Origin of the sequence: Paractinoplanes rhizophilus, assembly GCF_042664765.1 — a bacterium.
GTDB lineage: Bacteria > Actinomycetota > Actinomycetes > Mycobacteriales > Micromonosporaceae > Actinoplanes > Actinoplanes rhizophilus.
Genome location: NZ_JBHTBJ010000028.1, coordinates 1 through 16,402, shown reverse-complemented (window position 1 = coordinate 16,402; position 16,402 = coordinate 1). Strand labels below are relative to the sequence as shown.

At 71.6% G+C, this 16,402-nt stretch carries 14 protein-coding genes; 8 read left to right on the top strand and 6 right to left on the bottom strand.

Translation table 11 applies throughout. The features are described 5' to 3' along the window. Positions 1-11 precede the first annotated feature (11 nt). The 6 genes from ACFQS1_RS28820 to ACFQS1_RS28795 form a co-directional block, all read right to left on the bottom strand. On the bottom strand, positions 12-2,690 hold the full coding sequence (locus ACFQS1_RS28820) for a helix-turn-helix transcriptional regulator (protein WP_378974330.1): 2,679 nt from the start codon (positions 2,688-2,690) through the stop codon (positions 12-14). Between the two features lie 50 nt (positions 2,691-2,740). Further along, positions 2,741-3,166 carry a VOC family protein gene (locus ACFQS1_RS28815; protein WP_465263224.1) on the bottom strand — a complete coding sequence of 142 codons (426 nt, stop codon included), beginning with the start codon at positions 3,164-3,166 and terminating at the stop codon, positions 2,741-2,743. Positions 3,167-3,274: 108 nt separating this feature from the next. Further along, positions 3,275-3,940 carry a hypothetical protein gene (locus tag ACFQS1_RS28810; RefSeq protein ID WP_378974325.1) on the bottom strand — a complete coding sequence of 222 codons (666 nt, stop codon included), beginning with the start codon at positions 3,938-3,940 and terminating at the stop codon, positions 3,275-3,277. 170 nt (positions 3,941-4,110) lie between these two features. Further along, the gene (locus tag ACFQS1_RS28805; protein WP_378974524.1) at positions 4,111-5,112 is read right to left on the bottom strand and encodes an App1 family protein; all 1,002 of its coding nucleotides are present in this window, start codon (positions 5,110-5,112) and stop codon (positions 4,111-4,113) included. Positions 5,113-5,254: 142 nt separating this feature from the next. Then, positions 5,255-5,968 carry a hypothetical protein gene (locus ACFQS1_RS28800; protein ID WP_378974323.1) on the bottom strand — a complete coding sequence of 238 codons (714 nt, stop codon included), beginning with the start codon at positions 5,966-5,968 and terminating at the stop codon, positions 5,255-5,257. Between the two features lie 129 nt (positions 5,969-6,097). Further along, positions 6,098-6,457, bottom strand: a complete 360-nt coding sequence (locus ACFQS1_RS28795) for a hypothetical protein (RefSeq protein ID WP_378974320.1) — start codon at positions 6,455-6,457, stop codon at positions 6,098-6,100. 92 nt (positions 6,458-6,549) lie between these two features. On the opposite strand from ACFQS1_RS28795, the gene ACFQS1_RS28790 reads away from it, so the two are divergent. The 8 genes from ACFQS1_RS28790 to ACFQS1_RS28755 all read left to right on the top strand — a co-directional run bounded on the left by ACFQS1_RS28790 (position 6,550) and on the right by ACFQS1_RS28755 (position 16,148). Further along, positions 6,550-7,386, top strand: a complete 837-nt coding sequence (locus tag ACFQS1_RS28790; protein WP_378974317.1) for an NAD-dependent protein deacetylase — start codon at positions 6,550-6,552, stop codon at positions 7,384-7,386. A gap of 212 nt (positions 7,387-7,598) precedes the next feature. After that, positions 7,599-8,600 carry a LacI family DNA-binding transcriptional regulator gene (locus ACFQS1_RS28785; RefSeq protein WP_378974315.1) on the top strand — a complete coding sequence of 334 codons (1,002 nt, stop codon included), beginning with the start codon at positions 7,599-7,601 and terminating at the stop codon, positions 8,598-8,600. Positions 8,601-8,845: 245 nt separating this feature from the next. Continuing rightward, positions 8,846-10,528 carry an ABC transporter substrate-binding protein gene (locus ACFQS1_RS28780; protein ID WP_378974312.1) on the top strand — a complete coding sequence of 561 codons (1,683 nt, stop codon included), beginning with the start codon at positions 8,846-8,848 and terminating at the stop codon, positions 10,526-10,528. A 64-nt stretch (positions 10,529-10,592) separates the two neighbouring features. Then, complete coding sequence (locus ACFQS1_RS28775; RefSeq protein WP_378974310.1) at positions 10,593-11,690, top strand: ABC transporter ATP-binding protein; 1,098 nt, start codon at positions 10,593-10,595, stop codon at positions 11,688-11,690. Next, the gene (locus tag ACFQS1_RS28770) at positions 11,687-12,667 is read left to right on the top strand and encodes an ABC transporter permease (RefSeq protein ID WP_378974307.1); all 981 of its coding nucleotides are present in this window, start codon (positions 11,687-11,689) and stop codon (positions 12,665-12,667) included. The genes ACFQS1_RS28775 and ACFQS1_RS28770 overlap by 4 nt, the downstream gene beginning before the upstream one ends. Positions 12,668-12,670: 3 nt before the next feature. Further along, the gene (locus ACFQS1_RS28765) at positions 12,671-13,723 is read left to right on the top strand and encodes an ABC transporter permease (RefSeq protein WP_378974305.1); all 1,053 of its coding nucleotides are present in this window, start codon (positions 12,671-12,673) and stop codon (positions 13,721-13,723) included. Then, the gene (locus tag ACFQS1_RS28760) at positions 13,723-14,730 is read left to right on the top strand and encodes an ABC transporter ATP-binding protein (protein ID WP_378974302.1); all 1,008 of its coding nucleotides are present in this window, start codon (positions 13,723-13,725) and stop codon (positions 14,728-14,730) included. Before ACFQS1_RS28765 ends, ACFQS1_RS28760 begins: the two co-directional genes overlap by 1 nt. A gap of 23 nt (positions 14,731-14,753) precedes the next feature. Then, entirely contained in the window at positions 14,754-16,148 is a 1,395-nt protein-coding gene (locus ACFQS1_RS28755) for a GH1 family beta-glucosidase (RefSeq protein WP_378974300.1), read from the top strand. The last annotated feature ends 254 nt before the right edge of the window (positions 16,149-16,402 follow it).

The following is a 16,402-nucleotide window of genomic DNA, read 5'->3' as shown; positions in this document are numbered from 1 at the left end:
GAGCGCGAACCTCAGTGCTGGTACTGAGAAGAGCCCCGTAACTCGGCCCGGCCGGTGAGCGAGAGCTTTCCGAGGATGTTCCGGACGTGCGACTCGACGGTGCGCTCGGACAGGACCAGGCGCTGCGCGATCGCCTTGTTGGACAGGCCGGCCGCGACCAGCCCGGCGATCTCCCGCTCCCGGGCGGTGAGCAGGTCGTCGCCGGCCAGCTCGGCGGCCTCCGCGGCGACCTTGGGCATGCCCAGGCGGCGGGCGGTGGCGAGGGCCCGGCCGGCCAGGGCGCGGGCCCGGCGGTGATCGGTGGCGCGCAGCGATCGGGCGTACGCGAGCTGGGAGAGCGCCACGAACGGCGCCGAACCCAACCGCTGCTCCATCTCGACCGCGTCGGCCAGATGCCGCAAGGCATCGGGCGCGCCGACGGCAGCGGCGATCACGCCGAGCGGCCGGTCGACCGCGCCGTAGCAGGCGGTCATCGAATTGAGATGACGCCCGGCATACGGCAACGCCAGCCGGTAGCACTCCGCGGCCAGATCGACGTCACCCACCCAGGCGGCCACCTCCCCCGCGGTGATCACGATGAACGGGCGCCGGCCGTCCACCGGCAGCCGCGGCAGCAGACCGCGCAGCTCGGTGACCTTCTCGGCGGCCAGGGCGCGGTCGCCCATCTCCATGGCGACGCGGCCGAGCTGGGCCACCCCGATCGGCACGCCCGGGAACCGCGCGCTGACCGCGGCCAGATCCTCGGGCCAGTGCCGATTTTCCCCGGTGAGCAGCGACAAGCCGCCCTGGAAGGCGGTCAGCAGCAGCCCGGCCGACATGTCCTGGGCACGGGCCGCGAGGTCGCGGGCCTCGGTCGCGATGGCGGCGGCCTCGGCGAACCGGCCGGCCAGCTGCTGGCGCACCGCCCGGGCGCGCAGCAGGTGCCAGCGGGCAACCGGCCAGCCCAGCCGGTCGACCAGCTCGGCCAGCCGGGCGCACTCGGCGTCGTACTCGGCCAGGTCGCCCACGCACAGCCACGCGTCCAGCCGCCACGTACGGCTCCAGAGCTCGGCGTCCGGCCGCCCGCCCGGGCCGGCCAGCTCGACCCCTCGGCGGGCCAGCTCGAGCACCTCGCCGACGTCGCGGATCGGGTCGATCACCTCGTGCCGGGCGTGGATCGCGGCCACCAGCGCGCCCGGGTGGCCGGACCGCTCGGCCAGCGCCATCGCCGCGCGGCTGATCGGCTCGGCCCGGGGCCCGTCGTGCATCTCGGCGATCAGGAACGCGTACTGGGCGAGGACCTGGGCGCGGCCGGCCTCGTCGAGGTCAAGCGCCAGGGCCCGCTCGCACAGCCGCACCAGGCGCGGCGCGAGCGACCCGCCCAGTCCGCCCAGCCCGCGGATCACCAGCGCGGCCGGCGCGCCCACCTCGTCGAGGATCGCCTCGCCGTCGGCCACCGCGAGATCGAGCTGCCCGTCCCGGTACGCGGCGCCGGCCCGCTCGAGCCGCAACGACGCCGACGGCTCGTGCTCCAGCGCCCGGGTCAGCCAGCGCACCGCCTCGCCGTGGTCGAGGGTGGCGGTCGCGTGCCGGGCCGCGGCCACGCACGCCTCGGCGGCGCTCCGGCGCGACGCCGGGCCGGCGGCCGCGCGTACCCGATGCCGCGCGATCTCGAACGGCCCGGCGCCGGACGCGGTGAGGGCATCCGCGAGGCGCGCGTGGATCGCGATGCGGTCGTCCCGGCTCAGCCCGGCGTAGCAGGCCTGCCGCACGAGCTCGTGCGCGAACCGCAGCCGGCTCGGCGCCCACGGGTCGTCGACCAGCACGCCCGCCTCGACCGCCTCGGCGATGGCCGGGCCGGAAACGATCGCCGGGCTGGAAACGATCGCCGGGCCGGAAACGACCGCCGTGTCGATCTCGGCGCCGAGCGCTGCGGCCACGCCGAGAAGCTCGCGGCAGGCCGGGCTCAGCTGGGCGGTGCGGCGGGCCACCAGCAACCGCAGCCCCTCCGGCAGGTCGATGTCGCCGGCCGGGCCGGTGAGACGGCCCTCGCGCACCAGCAGCCGGCCCAGCTCGCGGGTGTAGAGCGGGTTCCCGCCGCCGAGCCGATGCACGACCGGCGCCCAGGTGCCGTGCACGGGTGGGCCGGCGAGGCGATCCAGGTACGTTGCCACCGCCGCGACGTCCCACGGGCCCAGCGGCAGCACGGTGGCGTCGGGAAGGTCGAGGCCGGTACGGGACGTCGCGAGCACCAGGATCCGGCTGCCGGACAGCTCCCGCGCCAGCGCCGAGAGCAACGCCAGCGAGGACGGGTCGGCCCAGTGCAGGTCCTCCAGCACGAGCAGCAGCGGCGCCCGGGTGGCCGCCGACCGCAGGGCCCGCACCACGTCGCCGATCGCGCGGAACCGCGCACGGGCGGCCGCCTCCCCCGCGTCGGCCAGCGCGAGCAGCGACGGCGTCAGCCCGTCCACATCGGACTCCAGGAGCCGCAGCCAGGGCCAGAAGGCGGGCGCGCCCTCGTCCGGCGAGGCGCGGCCGGTCAGCACGGTCATGCCGGTGGCCCGGGCGACCGCCTCCTCGACCACGGCCGTCTTGCCGACGCCGGCCTCCCCGGTCAGCAGCGCCACCGAGCCGGAGCCGCGCGCCGCGGCGGCCCGCAGCTCGTCGAGCGCCGCCACCTCGGCGACCCGGCCCACCAAGCCCCCATCCATGGACAACCACGCTGGTCCGCCCGGGCGGGATTGTCCATACACTGTCCGTCTCAGGTGAGCTCTTCGGCGAGCCCCACGACGATGCCCTCGGGCCCGCGGACGTAGCAGAGCCGGAAGATGTTCTCGAACCGCTCCACCGTGCCGACCAGCTCGGCGCCGTGCGTGCGCAGCCGGGCGATGACGTCGTCGATGTCGTCGACCGCGAACATCACGCGCCGGATGCCCAGCGTGTTGGCCGGCGCGTCGGCCGGCTCCGAGCGGATCGCCTTCGGCGCGTGGAACTTCGCCAGCTCGATCTTTCCGGGACCGCCGGGGACCCGCAGCATGGCCACGTCCTGCCGCACGTCGTCGACGCCGATGATCCGCTCCACCCAGCGACCCTCGACCGGTCCCTTGCCCTCGAGCTCCATGCCGAGCTCGACGAAGAACGCGATGACCGCGTCGATGTCCTCGACGACGATGAGAACGTTATCCATGCGGCGGATCGCCATGCTGAGCCTCCTCGGTGCGGACCGGCCACGGTGACCGGCTCCCTCGGTGGGACGGAGCCATCGCGCCTTTTTCGACACGCGCGGCCCGCGCGATCACGCCGGCACGTCGACCTCGATCTCGTCGCCCAGGGCGAACCCGTCGCACAGGGACAGCTCGTCGCCGCTCCAGAACCGGCCGGGGTCGTACCAGTTCGGCTGGCGGCCGCGGGGCAGCAGCCCCATGTCCTCGTACGTGACCGCGACGACCTCGGCGCAATACGCGGTCTCGAGCCCGGCGTCGGAGGAGGACGGGGACGACGATGGCCCGTGCCCCCACTTGCGCGGTCGGACCTGTGGCACCCGGCCCCGCACCCACCGCCACGCCAGCTGCGCCGAGGACGGGAACGGCGTGCCGTCCAGCCGCGCGACCGTCTTGAGCGCCTTGTCCTCCATGGACCGGGTCACGCCGGGCTCGAGCTGGCGCAGCCAGCCGCGCTGGCCGTACCGGTGCGCCCAGACCGTGACCGCGTCGCGGAGGTCGTGCAGCTGGACGCCGCGCTGGAACGTGCCGGACCACAGGTCGGGCAGCGACTTGCCCAGCTCGGCGTGCCACATCAGCGGCGGCATGTCCTCGATGACCAGGGACATGCCGACGTGGTTGACCGGGCTGTTGGTCAGCGTCTGGATCGCCCGGTCGGGGCCGGAGCGGCCGCGGAAGATCCAGATGTCACCGGTGCGCGTCAGGTCGAGGGCCTGATCGAGACTGAGAGCGGCGTCCACGTGTCTATCCTCGGGTGATGCGTTGGTGGAAAGTAGTGGGCTTGGCGGGATTGGCGGGAGTCGCGGCCACCGGGGTCGTGGTGGCCCGGAGCGAGCGCAAGCGTCGCGCGTACACCCCGGACGAGGTGCGTGACCGGCTGCACCAGCGGGTCACCGAGGCGGAGAGAACTTCAGACGACATCAGTATCGCGGAGTAGCGACCACAGGCCGGCCCCGTCGGGCGCGGAGAACCATGTCTTGCCGCCGGAGCCGACCGCCTCGGCCGTGCCCGCCGGGCCGGGGATGGCGCCGGCCAGCACCGACTGGGTGGGCGACAGCCGGCGGATCGCCACGGCCGCCACGTTGTCGGGGTGGGCGTGCGCGAACTCGGAGTAGATCTCCTGGTCGTGCTGGCCGTCGTCGCCGATGAGCAGCCACCTGATCTGCGGGAACTCGGTGGCCAGCCGGCGCAGCGTGCTGCGCTTGTGCTCCTGGCCGCTGCGGAACCAGCGATCCGGCGTCGGCCCCCAGTCGGTGAGCAGCAGGGGGCCGGCCGGATAGAGGTGGCGGGAGAGGAAGCGGGTCAGCGTGGGCGCCACGTTCCACGCGCCGGTGGACAGGTAGAACACCGGTGCGCCCGCGTTCGCCGTGATCAGCCGCTCGTAGAGGACCGCCATGCCGGGCACGGCCATCCGGGCGTGCTCGTCGAGGACGAACGTGTTCCACGCCGCGAGCAGCGGGCGGGGCAGCGCGGTGACCATGACCGTGTCGTCGATGTCGGAGATGAGGCCGAACCGGCAGGCCGGGTCGACCACGCGGATCGGCGCGTCGGCCGGCTGGGCGCCGTCGGTGCTCAGCCGCGCCTTGGCCCAGCCGGGCTCGAGGTCGCCCTTGACCCGGCAGTCGACGTACCCGCTGCGGTCGGTGCGGGTCTCGGTGACCGTGTCGCCGATCTGGATGCGGACGATCGTGTTGCTGACCGGCGAGCTCATGAAGCTGCGCCAGCCGCGGACCTTTTCCAGCCTCTTGTGCGAGGTGGCGCCGCGGGTGAGCACGACGCGGGCCATCACCCGGGCCCAGCCGGGCGCGCCATACCCCGTGTACGCCGTGATCACCGGCCGCCAGCCGCGCTGGCGCAGCCGGCGCTCGACGATCTCGTGCAGCGCGTCCTCCACCACCGCGGCGCGGTGCATCCGGACCGCGGGCGGGGAGGCACCCGCCGGAGTCTGCGTCACGCCGGCCCCCTAACGATCTCTGCGGCGGTCGTCCCGTGCGGTTACCGTACCTGCCCGGTATGACACTCGCGGAGTAACGCGACCGCCTCCACTCACGACCTCAGGCGGCCGCCGGAAGCTCGGCCGTGGTCCACGAGTCGGCCCACCATTGGTCACCGGAGACCGGCTGCCCGGCGCCCACGCGCGCGACCGCGGCCGCGGCCTCGAGCCGCAGGCTGCGCAACGCCTCGGCGGCGAACTCCGCCTGCTCCCAGGCGGCCCGCTCGTGCCGCAGGGCCTGCTGGTACTCCGCCCAGCGGTGATCGCGCATCGCCTGCCGCAGCGCCGACTCCTGCACCACCGGATGCAGCCGCGGATTCCAGCCGCGGTGGGCGTAGATGTCGTTCAGCTGGGCGATGGAGATCTGCCGGTTGCGGGCGGCGGCGCTCGCCGCGTGATGCAGGTAACGCTGACGCTCCGCGTTCTCGCCGGGCTTGCGGCGCCGGCTCATCAGCGGGTAGGCGCAGGCCTTGGCCGCCTCGCGGGCGATCCGGTCGGCCGCGTCGAACGCCAGCCAGGCCGCGTCGAGCTCGCGCTGCGCCTCGCGCCACGCCGATCGGCATCGCTCGGCCGTGGCGGCGGCGCGCTCGGCGGCCACGGCGACCTCGCCGGCGTAGCGGCGGGCGTCGGCGGCGGGGTCGTCGACCGGTTCGGGCAACGGGCGGGTGCGGCGGGCGAGCAGGCCGGCCAGGAGGAAGACGCCGAGCAGCATGAGCACCCAGAGCGCGGCGGCCTGCGGGACGGAGACGAGAAAACTGTCCAGAGCGGTTTCCACGATGCACCTCACAACCCAAAGACTGAAAAACCCAAGGACCTTTTTCCGTACGGGCGGACGGGGTGACTCCTGACGCAGCCGCGCGGCCCGGCTCTGCGGCGGCGGGCGGTCGCGGTGCGCGGGACGGAATCAGGCCGTGGGCGGGGCCCGCTGACCGCGGACCCGGAGGGCGGCGCCGGCGAGCACGACCGTCAGGGCCGCGGACACGACGATCACGGCGGCCGGCTCGGGCGAGCCGGGCACAGCCACGACGCGTACCGGAGAAAGCGCGGACGCCGAATCACTCACCGTGACCGACGTCTCGGCGGTCGCCGTGGTGATGACCGCCGGTGACGGCGCGGCGGACTCGGGCGCCGCGACCGGACCGGCGAAGGCCAGCGCCAGCATGGCTAGGCCGGCGAAGAAGCGGAGCAGGCGCCGAGCGTCCCAGTCACTGCGCCACCAGCTCGGCGCCGAGTGACCGCGGAGCACATGCGCCACAGCTGCCACGGGAACAACCTACCGAATTGGTGTGCAACGTGCACGGCTCCCCGAGGTCACGGGCGTGTGACCCGGTCCATCTGGCGAGGGATTATGGGTGCGTGGACCTTCAGGTGGTGGAGCAGGTGGCCACCCTCGGCGAGTGGATCGCCGAGGGTGGCGTGGTGGTGCTCAGCGGCGCCGGGCTGTCGACGGAGTCGGGCATCCCCGATTACCGCGGCCCGTCGGGGTCGGCCCGGCGGTCGACGCCGATGACCTACCAGACGTTCACCCGCGACCCGGTCGCCCGGCGGCGCTACTGGGCGCGCAGCCACCTCGGCTGGCGCACCATCGGCCAGGCCGAGCCCAACGACGGCCACCGGGCCGTGGCGCGGCTGCAGGAGCGGGGCCTGCTCGACGGGATCATCACGCAGAACGTGGACGGCCTGCACCAGGCGGCCGGCGCCCGCGAGGTGATCGAGTTGCACGGCAACCTCGCCCGGATCACCTGTCTCGGCTGCGGCGCGCTGAGCCCGCGGGAAGAGATGGGCAGCCGGCTGGACGCGGTCAATCCGGCCTTCGCGGGAGTGGCGATCGCGTTCAACGCCGACGGCGACGCCGAGCTGGCCGAGAATTCGCTGGACGGATTCACCGTGGTGGATTGCCTCGGCTGCGGCGGACTGCTCAAGCCGGACGTCGTCTACTTCGGCGAGACGGTGCCGGCCGCGCGCGTGCGGCGCAGCTTCGAGCTGGTCGAGAACGCCCGCACGCTGCTGGTTCTCGGTTCCTCGCTGACCGTGATGTCGGGCCGGCGGTTCGTGCTGCGGGCGGTGAAGCACGGCATCCGGGTGGCGATCGTCAATCGCGGCGTGACCCGCGGGGAGCCGTACGCAAGTCTCTTCATCGATGCCCCATTGGGCATCGTGCTGCCACATCTGGCCCTCCCGGCACCCGTCTAAATCCGGATTTTTCCGGTCGGTTTCGGCGAGGTTACCGTAGCGATACACAAATAAAGTTTGCTTCTCATTGACGTGACCCGGGCCACTGTCGTTAACTGCCGGAACCGGTCCCGAAACCGGTTCCGCACCCTTCGGGAATGGACACGCTCCCATCGCGGAAATGCGATGGGCGGCGGCGGGGAGTCGCGGGTTTGCACCGGACAGGAGGACCAGTGCCGATCACCATCGCCGATGTGGCGGCCCGGGCGAAGGTCAGCAAGACGACCGTCTCCCGGGTGCTGAACGGCAAGGGTGAGCTCGACGAGTCGACCGCCGCGCGGGTGCGGGCGGTGATCGAGGAGCTCGGCTACGTGCCCAGCTCCCGCGCCGTCGGGCTGGCCCGCGGCCGCACCCGGGTGGTGGGCATGCTGGTGCCGTCGCTGACCTGGCCGTGGATCGGCGAGGTGATCCAGGGCGCGGTCGACGTGCTGGAGACCGAGCGGTACGGCCTGCTGCTGTTCACCTGCAACCGCGGCGAGGAGTCGATGCGCCAGTTCGGGGCGCAGGTGTCCGCCAAGTCGTTCGACGGCCTGCTGGTCATCGAGCCCGAGGGCACCCTCGACTACATCTACACGCTGCACCGCCGCGGCCTCGCGGTGGTGCTCATCGACGACCGCGACCAGAACTCGGGCGACATCCCCAGCGTCAGCACCACCAACCACGACGGCGCCGGCTCGGCCGCGCGCCACCTGCTGCGGATCGGCCGCCGCAAGCCGCTGGTCATCACCGGCCCGGAGCGCTTCGGCTGCACCGTCCAGCGCACCGCCGGCTTCGCGGCCGTCTTCGCCGAGGCCGGGCTCGCGATCCCGCCCGAGCGGGTCTCACTCGGCGACTTCACGGTCGCCTGCGGCGCCGGCGCCGTCACCACCGCGCTCGCCGCCGGCGTCGAGTTCGACTCGGTCTTCGCCCACAACGACCTCTCCGCGCTCGGCGCGATGCAGGCGCTGCTCGACAGCGGCCGCCACACCCCGCAGGACGTGGCGGTGGTCGGCTTCGACGACATCCCGACCGCGGCGCACACCCAGCCGCCGCTGTCCACAGTGCACCAACCGCTGCGCGAGATGGGCGAGGCGGCGGCACGCACGCTGCTCGCCCACTTCGAGGGCACACCCCTGCCCAGCACGCCGACCGTCATCCCCACCACCTTCGTGACCCGCGGCTCCACAGTCGCCTGACTGGGTCGCCGCGCCCCGGCGACCCGACCCGATAAACCGACTCGCCGCCGCGGCCCGGCGGCCCGACCCGACAACCGATCCATCGCCGCGCCCCGGCGACCTGACCCGATAACCGATCCGTCGCCGCGCCCCGGCGACCGGTCATCGAAACACACCGCGAGCTCACGGAGCCGGCAGCCGGCCGGTTCCGCGATCCCGCACGCCCTCGGGCACCCCTCTTCACCCATTCCAGAGGAGCATTTGCGATGCAGAGAAGGAAACTGTTCGCGGTCGCCGTGGCGGGCGTGCTCGCCACCGGCGGTCTCGCCGCGTGCGGTGACTCGCCCAACGCCAACAAGGACGCGAGCAAGGCGTCGGTCGACTACCTGCGGATCGGCATGCCGAACGGCACGCAGACCGAGAACCACAACCCGTTCGCCGGCACCTCCTCGGCCAACGCGCTCGGCTACAAGTGGATGATCTACGAGCCGCTGACCATGTGGAATCCGGTCAAGCCGGCCGACCCGGCCAAGCCGTGGCTGGCCAGCGAGGTGAAGTGGGCGGCCGACTACAAGTCGGTGGACGTCACCGTGCGGGACAACGCCACCTGGTCGGACGGGCAGAAGCTGACCGCCGACGACGTCGCGTACACGTTCACGCTGCTCAAGACCAACGAGGCGCTGAACGCCAACGCGATCCCGTTCGACCAGATCGCGGTCAACGGCAACGTCGTGCACCTGACCTTCAAGTCGCCGCAGTTCGTGAACCAGAACAAGATCATGGCGAGCACCCCGATCGTGCCGAAGCACATCTGGGAGAAGATGTCGGATCCGGCGACCGACATCAACAAGAACCCGATCGGCTCCGGCCCGTACACGCTCAAGTCGTTCACCCAGGCCGGCGTCGTGCTGACCGTCCGGGACAGCGGGTACTGGCAGGACCTGCCCAAGGTCAAGGAGCTGCGCTACGTGTCCTATGCGGACAACAGCGCGCAGACCACCGCGCTGGCCAACGGCGAGTCCGAGTGGAGCTTCGTCTTCATCCCGAACTACCAGGCCACCTTCGTCTCGAAGGACCCGCAGAACCACAAGATCTGGGCGCCCGGCGTGCTCGGCATCCACGGCCTGTACATCAACACCACGATCAAGCCGTTCGACGACGCCAACCTGCGCAAGGCCATGAACATGGTGATCAACCGCGCGGACATCTTCACCCAGGCCGAGGCCGGCTACTTCCACCCGCAGATCGACAGCGTGACCGGCCTGCCGAACGGCGCCGGCGACGCGTTCATCGCGCCGGAGTACAAGGACAAGAAGCTCACCCCGGACGTGGCGGGCGCCAAGGCGCTCCTGACGAAGTCCGGCTACAAGCTCAACGGCAGCACGCTGACCGACCCGTCCGGCAAGCCGGTCAAGATCACCCTGACCGACCCGGCGCCGTGGTCCGATTACCAGACCACCCTGGAGATCATCAAGACCAACCTGGCTGAGATCGGCATCGCGGCCACGGTCGACAAGGCCAACCAGGACAAGTGGGACCAGAACGTCCAGAAGGGCGACTTCCAGGCCACGATGCGGTGGACCAACGGCGGCGCCACGCCGTACGACATCTACCAGACGGTCATGGACGGCGACCTGCTCAAGCCGATCGGCACCGCCGCGCAGCAGGGCAACTTCGGCCGGTTCAAGTCGCCGGAGGCCACCGCGGCGCTCAAGGCGTACGCGAATGCCACCAGTGACGCCGAGCGCACCACCGCGATGAACCAGATGCAGAAGGTCTTCGTGGAGCAGGCCCCGATGCTGCCGGTCGGCTCGGACAACGTGGGCGGCGCGTTCAGCACCAAGAACTGGATCGGCTGGCCGAGCGACGCCGACCCGTACGCGGGCATGCAGCCCACCCAGCCGTACGCGCTCGACGTCGTCCTGCACCTCAAGCCCGCCAACTCCTGATCGCACCACGCCGCTCCCCCGGTCCGTCCCGGGGGAGCGGCGCCCCATCTTCGAAGGAAGTGGCATGACGTCGGTTCAAGACGCCAAGGCCTCCCCCTCGCCCGGGTCCTCCGCGCCGTCCGGAGGACCAGGCGCCGGTGGTGGCGCTGATGAGGTGGTGCTGGAAGCGATCGGGCTTACCAAGCACTTCCCGGTCCGCCGGAAACTGCGTGATCTGTTCACCAGGACGCACAATGCCGTGCACGCCGTCGATGACGTGAACCTGACCCTGCGGCGCGGCAGAGTGGTCGCCCTCGTCGGCGAGTCGGGCTCGGGCAAGTCCACAGTGGCCCGTCTGCTGGCCCAGCTCTATCCCCGCACCGGCGGCGACATCCGGCTGCACGGCGCGTCGACCCGGGTCAAGGGCGGGCGCGCGTTCCGCGCGTACGCCAGCCGGGTGCAGATGATCTTCCAGGATCCGTTCGCCTCGCTGAACCCGATCCACACGATCCGCTACCACCTGACCCGGGCGCTGCGGATCCACCACAACGACGGTGGCGACCTCGACGCCGCGCTGGCCGACCTGCTGACCCGGGTGAGCCTCACGCCGCCCGAGCGCTATCTCGACAAGTTCCCGCACGAGCTCTCCGGCGGCCAGCGCCAGCGGGTGGCGATCGCCCGCGCGCTCGGCGCCCGGCCCGAGGCCCTGCTCGCCGACGAGCCGGTGTCCATGTTGGACGTGTCGATCCGGCTCGGCGTGCTGAACCTGTTGCGCGACCTCAAGGAGCGCCTCAACCTCGCGATTCTCTACATCACCCACGACATCGCGTCGGCCCGCTACTTCGCCGACGAGACCCTGGTGATGTACGCGGGCCGGATGGTCGAGGGCGGGGACAGCGAGACGGTCACCCAGACGCCCGCGCACCCGTACACCCGGCTGCTGATCGACTCGGCGCCGGACCCGGACCGGCTCACCGGAGACGTCGATCCTTTGGAAGAGGACAGGGGCAACGGCGAGCCGCCGAGCCTGATTCATCCGCCGACCGGGTGCCGCTTCCACCCCCGCTGCCCGGCCGCGATGCCGCGATGCTCGACCGACCTCCCGGTCCGCGTGGAGATCGGCGACCGGCCCGGGCATTGGGCGGCCTGCTGGCTCTACGACAATGCCGAGGTGGCCAAGTGAGGTACTTCCTCCAGCGGATGGCGTTCTACCTCTTCACGCTCTGGGCCGCGATCACCCTGAACTTCTTCATCCCCCGGCTCGTCCCGGGCGACCCGGTGCAGTCGCTGATCACCAAGTACCAGGGGCAGCTGAGCACCAAGTCGATCCAGTCGCTGTACGTCCTGTTCGGACTGGACAAGGACCAGAGCCTCTGGGACCAGTACGTCGACTACTGGAAGCAGCTCTTCCACGGCGACCTGGGCCTGTCGTTCACGTTCTTCCCGGCGCCGGTCTCGCAGGTGATCGGCCAGGCCCTGCCGTGGACGGTGCTGCTGGTCGGCATCACCACCGTCATCAGCTTCTCGCTCGGCACCGGGCTGGGCGTGCTGGCCGGCTGGCGGCGCGGCTCCTGGACCGACAGCCTGTTGCCGGTCACCACGTTCTTCTCGTCGGTGCCGTACTTCTGGCTCGGCATCATCGCGATCTACCTGCTCGCCGGGCCGGACAGCTTCTTCCCGTCCTCGGGCGGCTTCGACTCGAGCCTGGTGCCCGCCTGGGACCAGTACTTCATCCCCAGCGCCATCCAGCACAGCCTGCTGCCGGCGCTGACCATCCTGATCTCCTCGGTCAGCGGCTGGATCCTGGGCATGCGCAACATGATGGTGACGGTGGCCGCCGAGGACTACATCACCGTCGCGCACGCCAAGGGCCTGCCCGAGCGACGGGTGGCGCTGTCCTACGCGGCCCGCAACGCGCTGCTGCCGAGCATCTCCGGGTTCGCGCTGTCGCTCGGCTTCATCGTCGGCGGCACCCTGCTGGTGGAGATCGTCTTCTCCTACCCGGGGCTCGGCTACACGCTGCTGCAGGCGGTCGGGGCCAAGGACTACCCGCTCATGCAGGGCATCTTCCTGATCATCACGATCGCGGTGCTGCTCGCCAACCTGCTGGCCGACGTCGCGTACCTGCTCCTCGACCCGCGCACCCGCAAGGAGGGCTGAGCGATGACGATCCCCACCTCCAGCATCGAGCAGGTCATCCCGGGGCAGGGCTCGATGGCCCAGCCGGAGAGCGCGAAGCCGGCCCGGGTCCGGCGGCAGCGGTTCCGCTTCGTCCGCAACCGCAAGGCGGCGGCCGGACTGATCATCCTGGGCGTCTACGTGCTCCTCGCGATCATCGGCCCGTGGATCGCGCCGTACGACCCGAGCGCGCGCAGCAACGACCTGGTGCAGGGCCCCTCGGCCGCGCACTGGTTCGGCACCACCCACCTGGGCCAGGACATCCTCAGCCAGATCCTGGTCGGCGCGCGCAGCGTGGTCTACGTCGGCTTCCTGGCCGGCATCATCGCCACCGTGCTCAGCGTGCTGATCGGGGTCACGGCCGGCTACCTGGGCGGCAAGACCGACGACACGCTGTCGGTGTTCACCAACGTCATCCTGGTCATCCCGGCCGTGCCGCTGATGATCATCATCACCTCGACGCTGAACAACGTCAGCGACACCCTGATCGCGGTGATCATCGGACTCACCAGCTGGTCGTGGAACGCCCGGGTGCTGCGCGCGCAGACGCTGTCGCTGCGCCGGCGGGACTTCGTCGAGGCGTCCCGGGCGTCCGGCGAGCGCACCTGGCGGATCATCGGCTTCGAGCTGCTGCCGAACCTCACCGCGGTGATCGCGTCGGGCTTCGTCGGCACGGTCATCTTCGCGGTGCTCTCCGAGATCACCCTGGCCTTCATCGGCGTGGTCAACAACGGCTGGAACTGGGGCACGATCCTGTTCTGGGCGCAGGGCCAGCAGGCGCTCGGCCAGGACGCCTGGTGGTGGTTCGTGCCGGCTGGCCTGGCGATCGCGCTGCTCGGCATGTCGCTCTCGCTGATCAACTTCGGCATCGACGAGTTCGTCAGCCCCCGGCTGCGCAGCGCCGGCAAGACCAAGGTCAGGACGACCTCGGGCCGGACCGTGCGCATGCGGATCGGCTTCACCCCGGTGCTGTCCGGCGCGCCGGTCGTCGAGGAGCCGGCCCGGATCGCCACCCCCGTGGCACGAGAGGCGAAGTAGTGGAACCGGTACTGGAGATTCGCAACCTCAACGTCGACTACGGACTCGGCGATCGCGCGGTGCACGCCGTACGCGATGTGACCTTGACCTTGCACAAGGGTGAGGTCCTCGGGCTCGCCGGCGAGAGCGGGTCGGGGAAATCGACGCTGGCCTACGGCATGACCCGGCTGCTCGCGCCGCCCGGGGTGATCAGCGGCGGCGAGGTCGTCTACCACCCCGCCGAGGGCACGCCCTACGACGTGCTCGCGCTGAGCGACCGGGCGCTGCGGCAGTACCGCTGGGACCAGACGGCGATCGTGTTCCAGGGCGCGATGAACTCGCTCAACCCGGTGCACAAGATCTCGACGCAGCTCACCGACGTGCTGCGGGCCCACGAGCCGAAGATGAGCGAGCACAGCCGCACCGCGCGGGCCCGCGAGATGCTCAAGCTCGTCGGCATCTCGCCCGACCGGATGGACGCCTACCCGCACCAGCTCTCCGGCGGCATGCGGCAGCGGGTGATGATCGGCATGGCGCTGATCCTGCAGCCGCGGGTGGTCATCATGGACGAGCCGACCACCGCGCTGGACGTGGTGATGCAGCGGCAGATCCTCGGGCAGCTGATCGAGCTGCGCGAGCGGCTCGGCTTCTCGGTCATCTTCATCACCCACGACCTGTCGCTGCTGGTCGAGTTCTCCAACCGGATCGCCATCATGTACGGCGGCCGGATCGTCGAGGAGGCGCCGGCGGCCACGATCTACCGAGACGCTCTGCACCCGTACTCGAAAGGGCTTCTGGGGTCTTTCCCGGCCCTGCGCGGTCCCCGGCGCGAGCTCGCCGGCATCCCCGGGTCACCGCCGGACCTCGCGGGCATGCCGACCGGGTGCTCGTTCCATCCCCGTTGCCCGCGGGCCTTCGAGCCCTGTCCGACCGTCATCCCGGTGCTGGGCCGCCCGGACACCCCGGACGGCGCCGGCCGTTCCGTCGCGTGCTGGCTGCACCCGGCCCCGGTCCCCGCCGCGGGCTAAGGCATCCCCCACTCTGGAGAGAAATGAACCCCACCACCACCGCTGTCCCGCTCGCCGCCGGCCTGCCGACCACGTTCCAGTGGGGCGTCGCCACCTCGGCCTATCAGATCGAGGGCGCCGCCACCGAGGACGGCCGCACACCGTCCATCTGGGACACGTTCTGCCGCAAGCCCGGCGCCGTGCACGACGCCGACAACGGCGACGTGGCGTGCGACCACTACCACCGGATGCCGCAGGACGTCGCGCTGATCAAGTCGCTGGGCGTGGACTCGTACCGGTTCTCGATCGCGTGGCCGCGGGTGCAGCCGGGCGGGCGCGGGCCGGCCAACCCGGCCGGGCTCGCGTTCTACGACCGGCTCGTGGACGAGCTGCTGGCCAACGGGATCGACCCGTGGGTGACGCTGTACCACTGGGATCTGCCGCAGGAGCTCGAGGACGCCGGCGGGTGGCCGGCCCGGGACACGGCCTACCGGTTCGCCGATTACGCCGCGATCGTCTTCGACAAGCTGCAGGATCGGGTGGCCACCTTCACGACGCTGAACGAGCCGTGGTGCTCCGCCTGGCTCGGCTATCACGTCGGGGTGCACGCGCCGGGCCGGCAGAACTTCGACGACTCCCTCCACGCCGTGCACCACCTGCTGCTCGGGCACGGGCTCGCCACGCAGCGGATGCGGGCGCTCGAGACGCGGCCGCACACGTACGGCATCACGCTGAACATGGGCACGGCCGACCCGCTCACCGACAGCCCCGAGGACCGGGAGGCGGCCCGGCGAGCCGACGGGATGGGCCTGCGGATCTACCTCGATCCGCTGCGGCACGGCCGCTATCCCGCGGACATGGTCGCGGATCTGGCCGCTCGCGGGTCGGCCTTCCCGGTGCGGGACGGCGATCTCGCGATCATCTCCGAGCCGTTCGACGTGCTGGGCGTCAACTTCTATTTCGGGCAGGACTTCGCCGGCACCGACGAGTCGGGCAACACCCACGACGGCAGCGGCGCGCCGGTCGTGCGGGCCGTGCTCCCCGACACGCCGCGCACGGCGATGGACTGGCCCATCACTCCGGCACGATTCACTCAGTTGCTGGTGCGCTTGCACCGGGACTACCCGGGTATGCCTCTCGTCGTGACCGAGAACGGCGCCGCCTTCGACGACAACCCCGACGCTTCCGGGTACGTCGCCGATGACGAGCGCACGGCGTATCTGTCGTCGCACATCGCGGCGGTGGCCGAGGCCCGGGCGCAGGGTGCCGACGTGCGCGGCTATTTCGCCTGGTCGCTGATGGACAACTTCGAGTGGGCCGAGGGCTACGCCAAGCGCTTCGGCATCGTCCACGTCGACTACCGGACCCAGACGCGTACGCCCAAGCAGAGCGCCCTCTGGTATCGCGACTCGATCGCACACACCCGGTCGGCGCGATAGATGCCCCGCCGGCGACTCCGCGGGCCCAGCCCCGGGGTCGTCGGCGGCCACTCGCTCGCACCCGCACGCTCCGCCCGCGCGCCTCACCCAGCGCTGCCGCGATCTTGATAACTTCCGGTCCGCCCGGCACAGCAACTCATCAACGCCTCAGCCCGCCGCTCACACGCCCCGCCCCGCCCCGCCCCGCCCCGCCCCGCCCCGCCCCGCCCCGCTCGCACCGCGCCGCGCTGCCCCGCGCCGCTCGCACCCCGCGC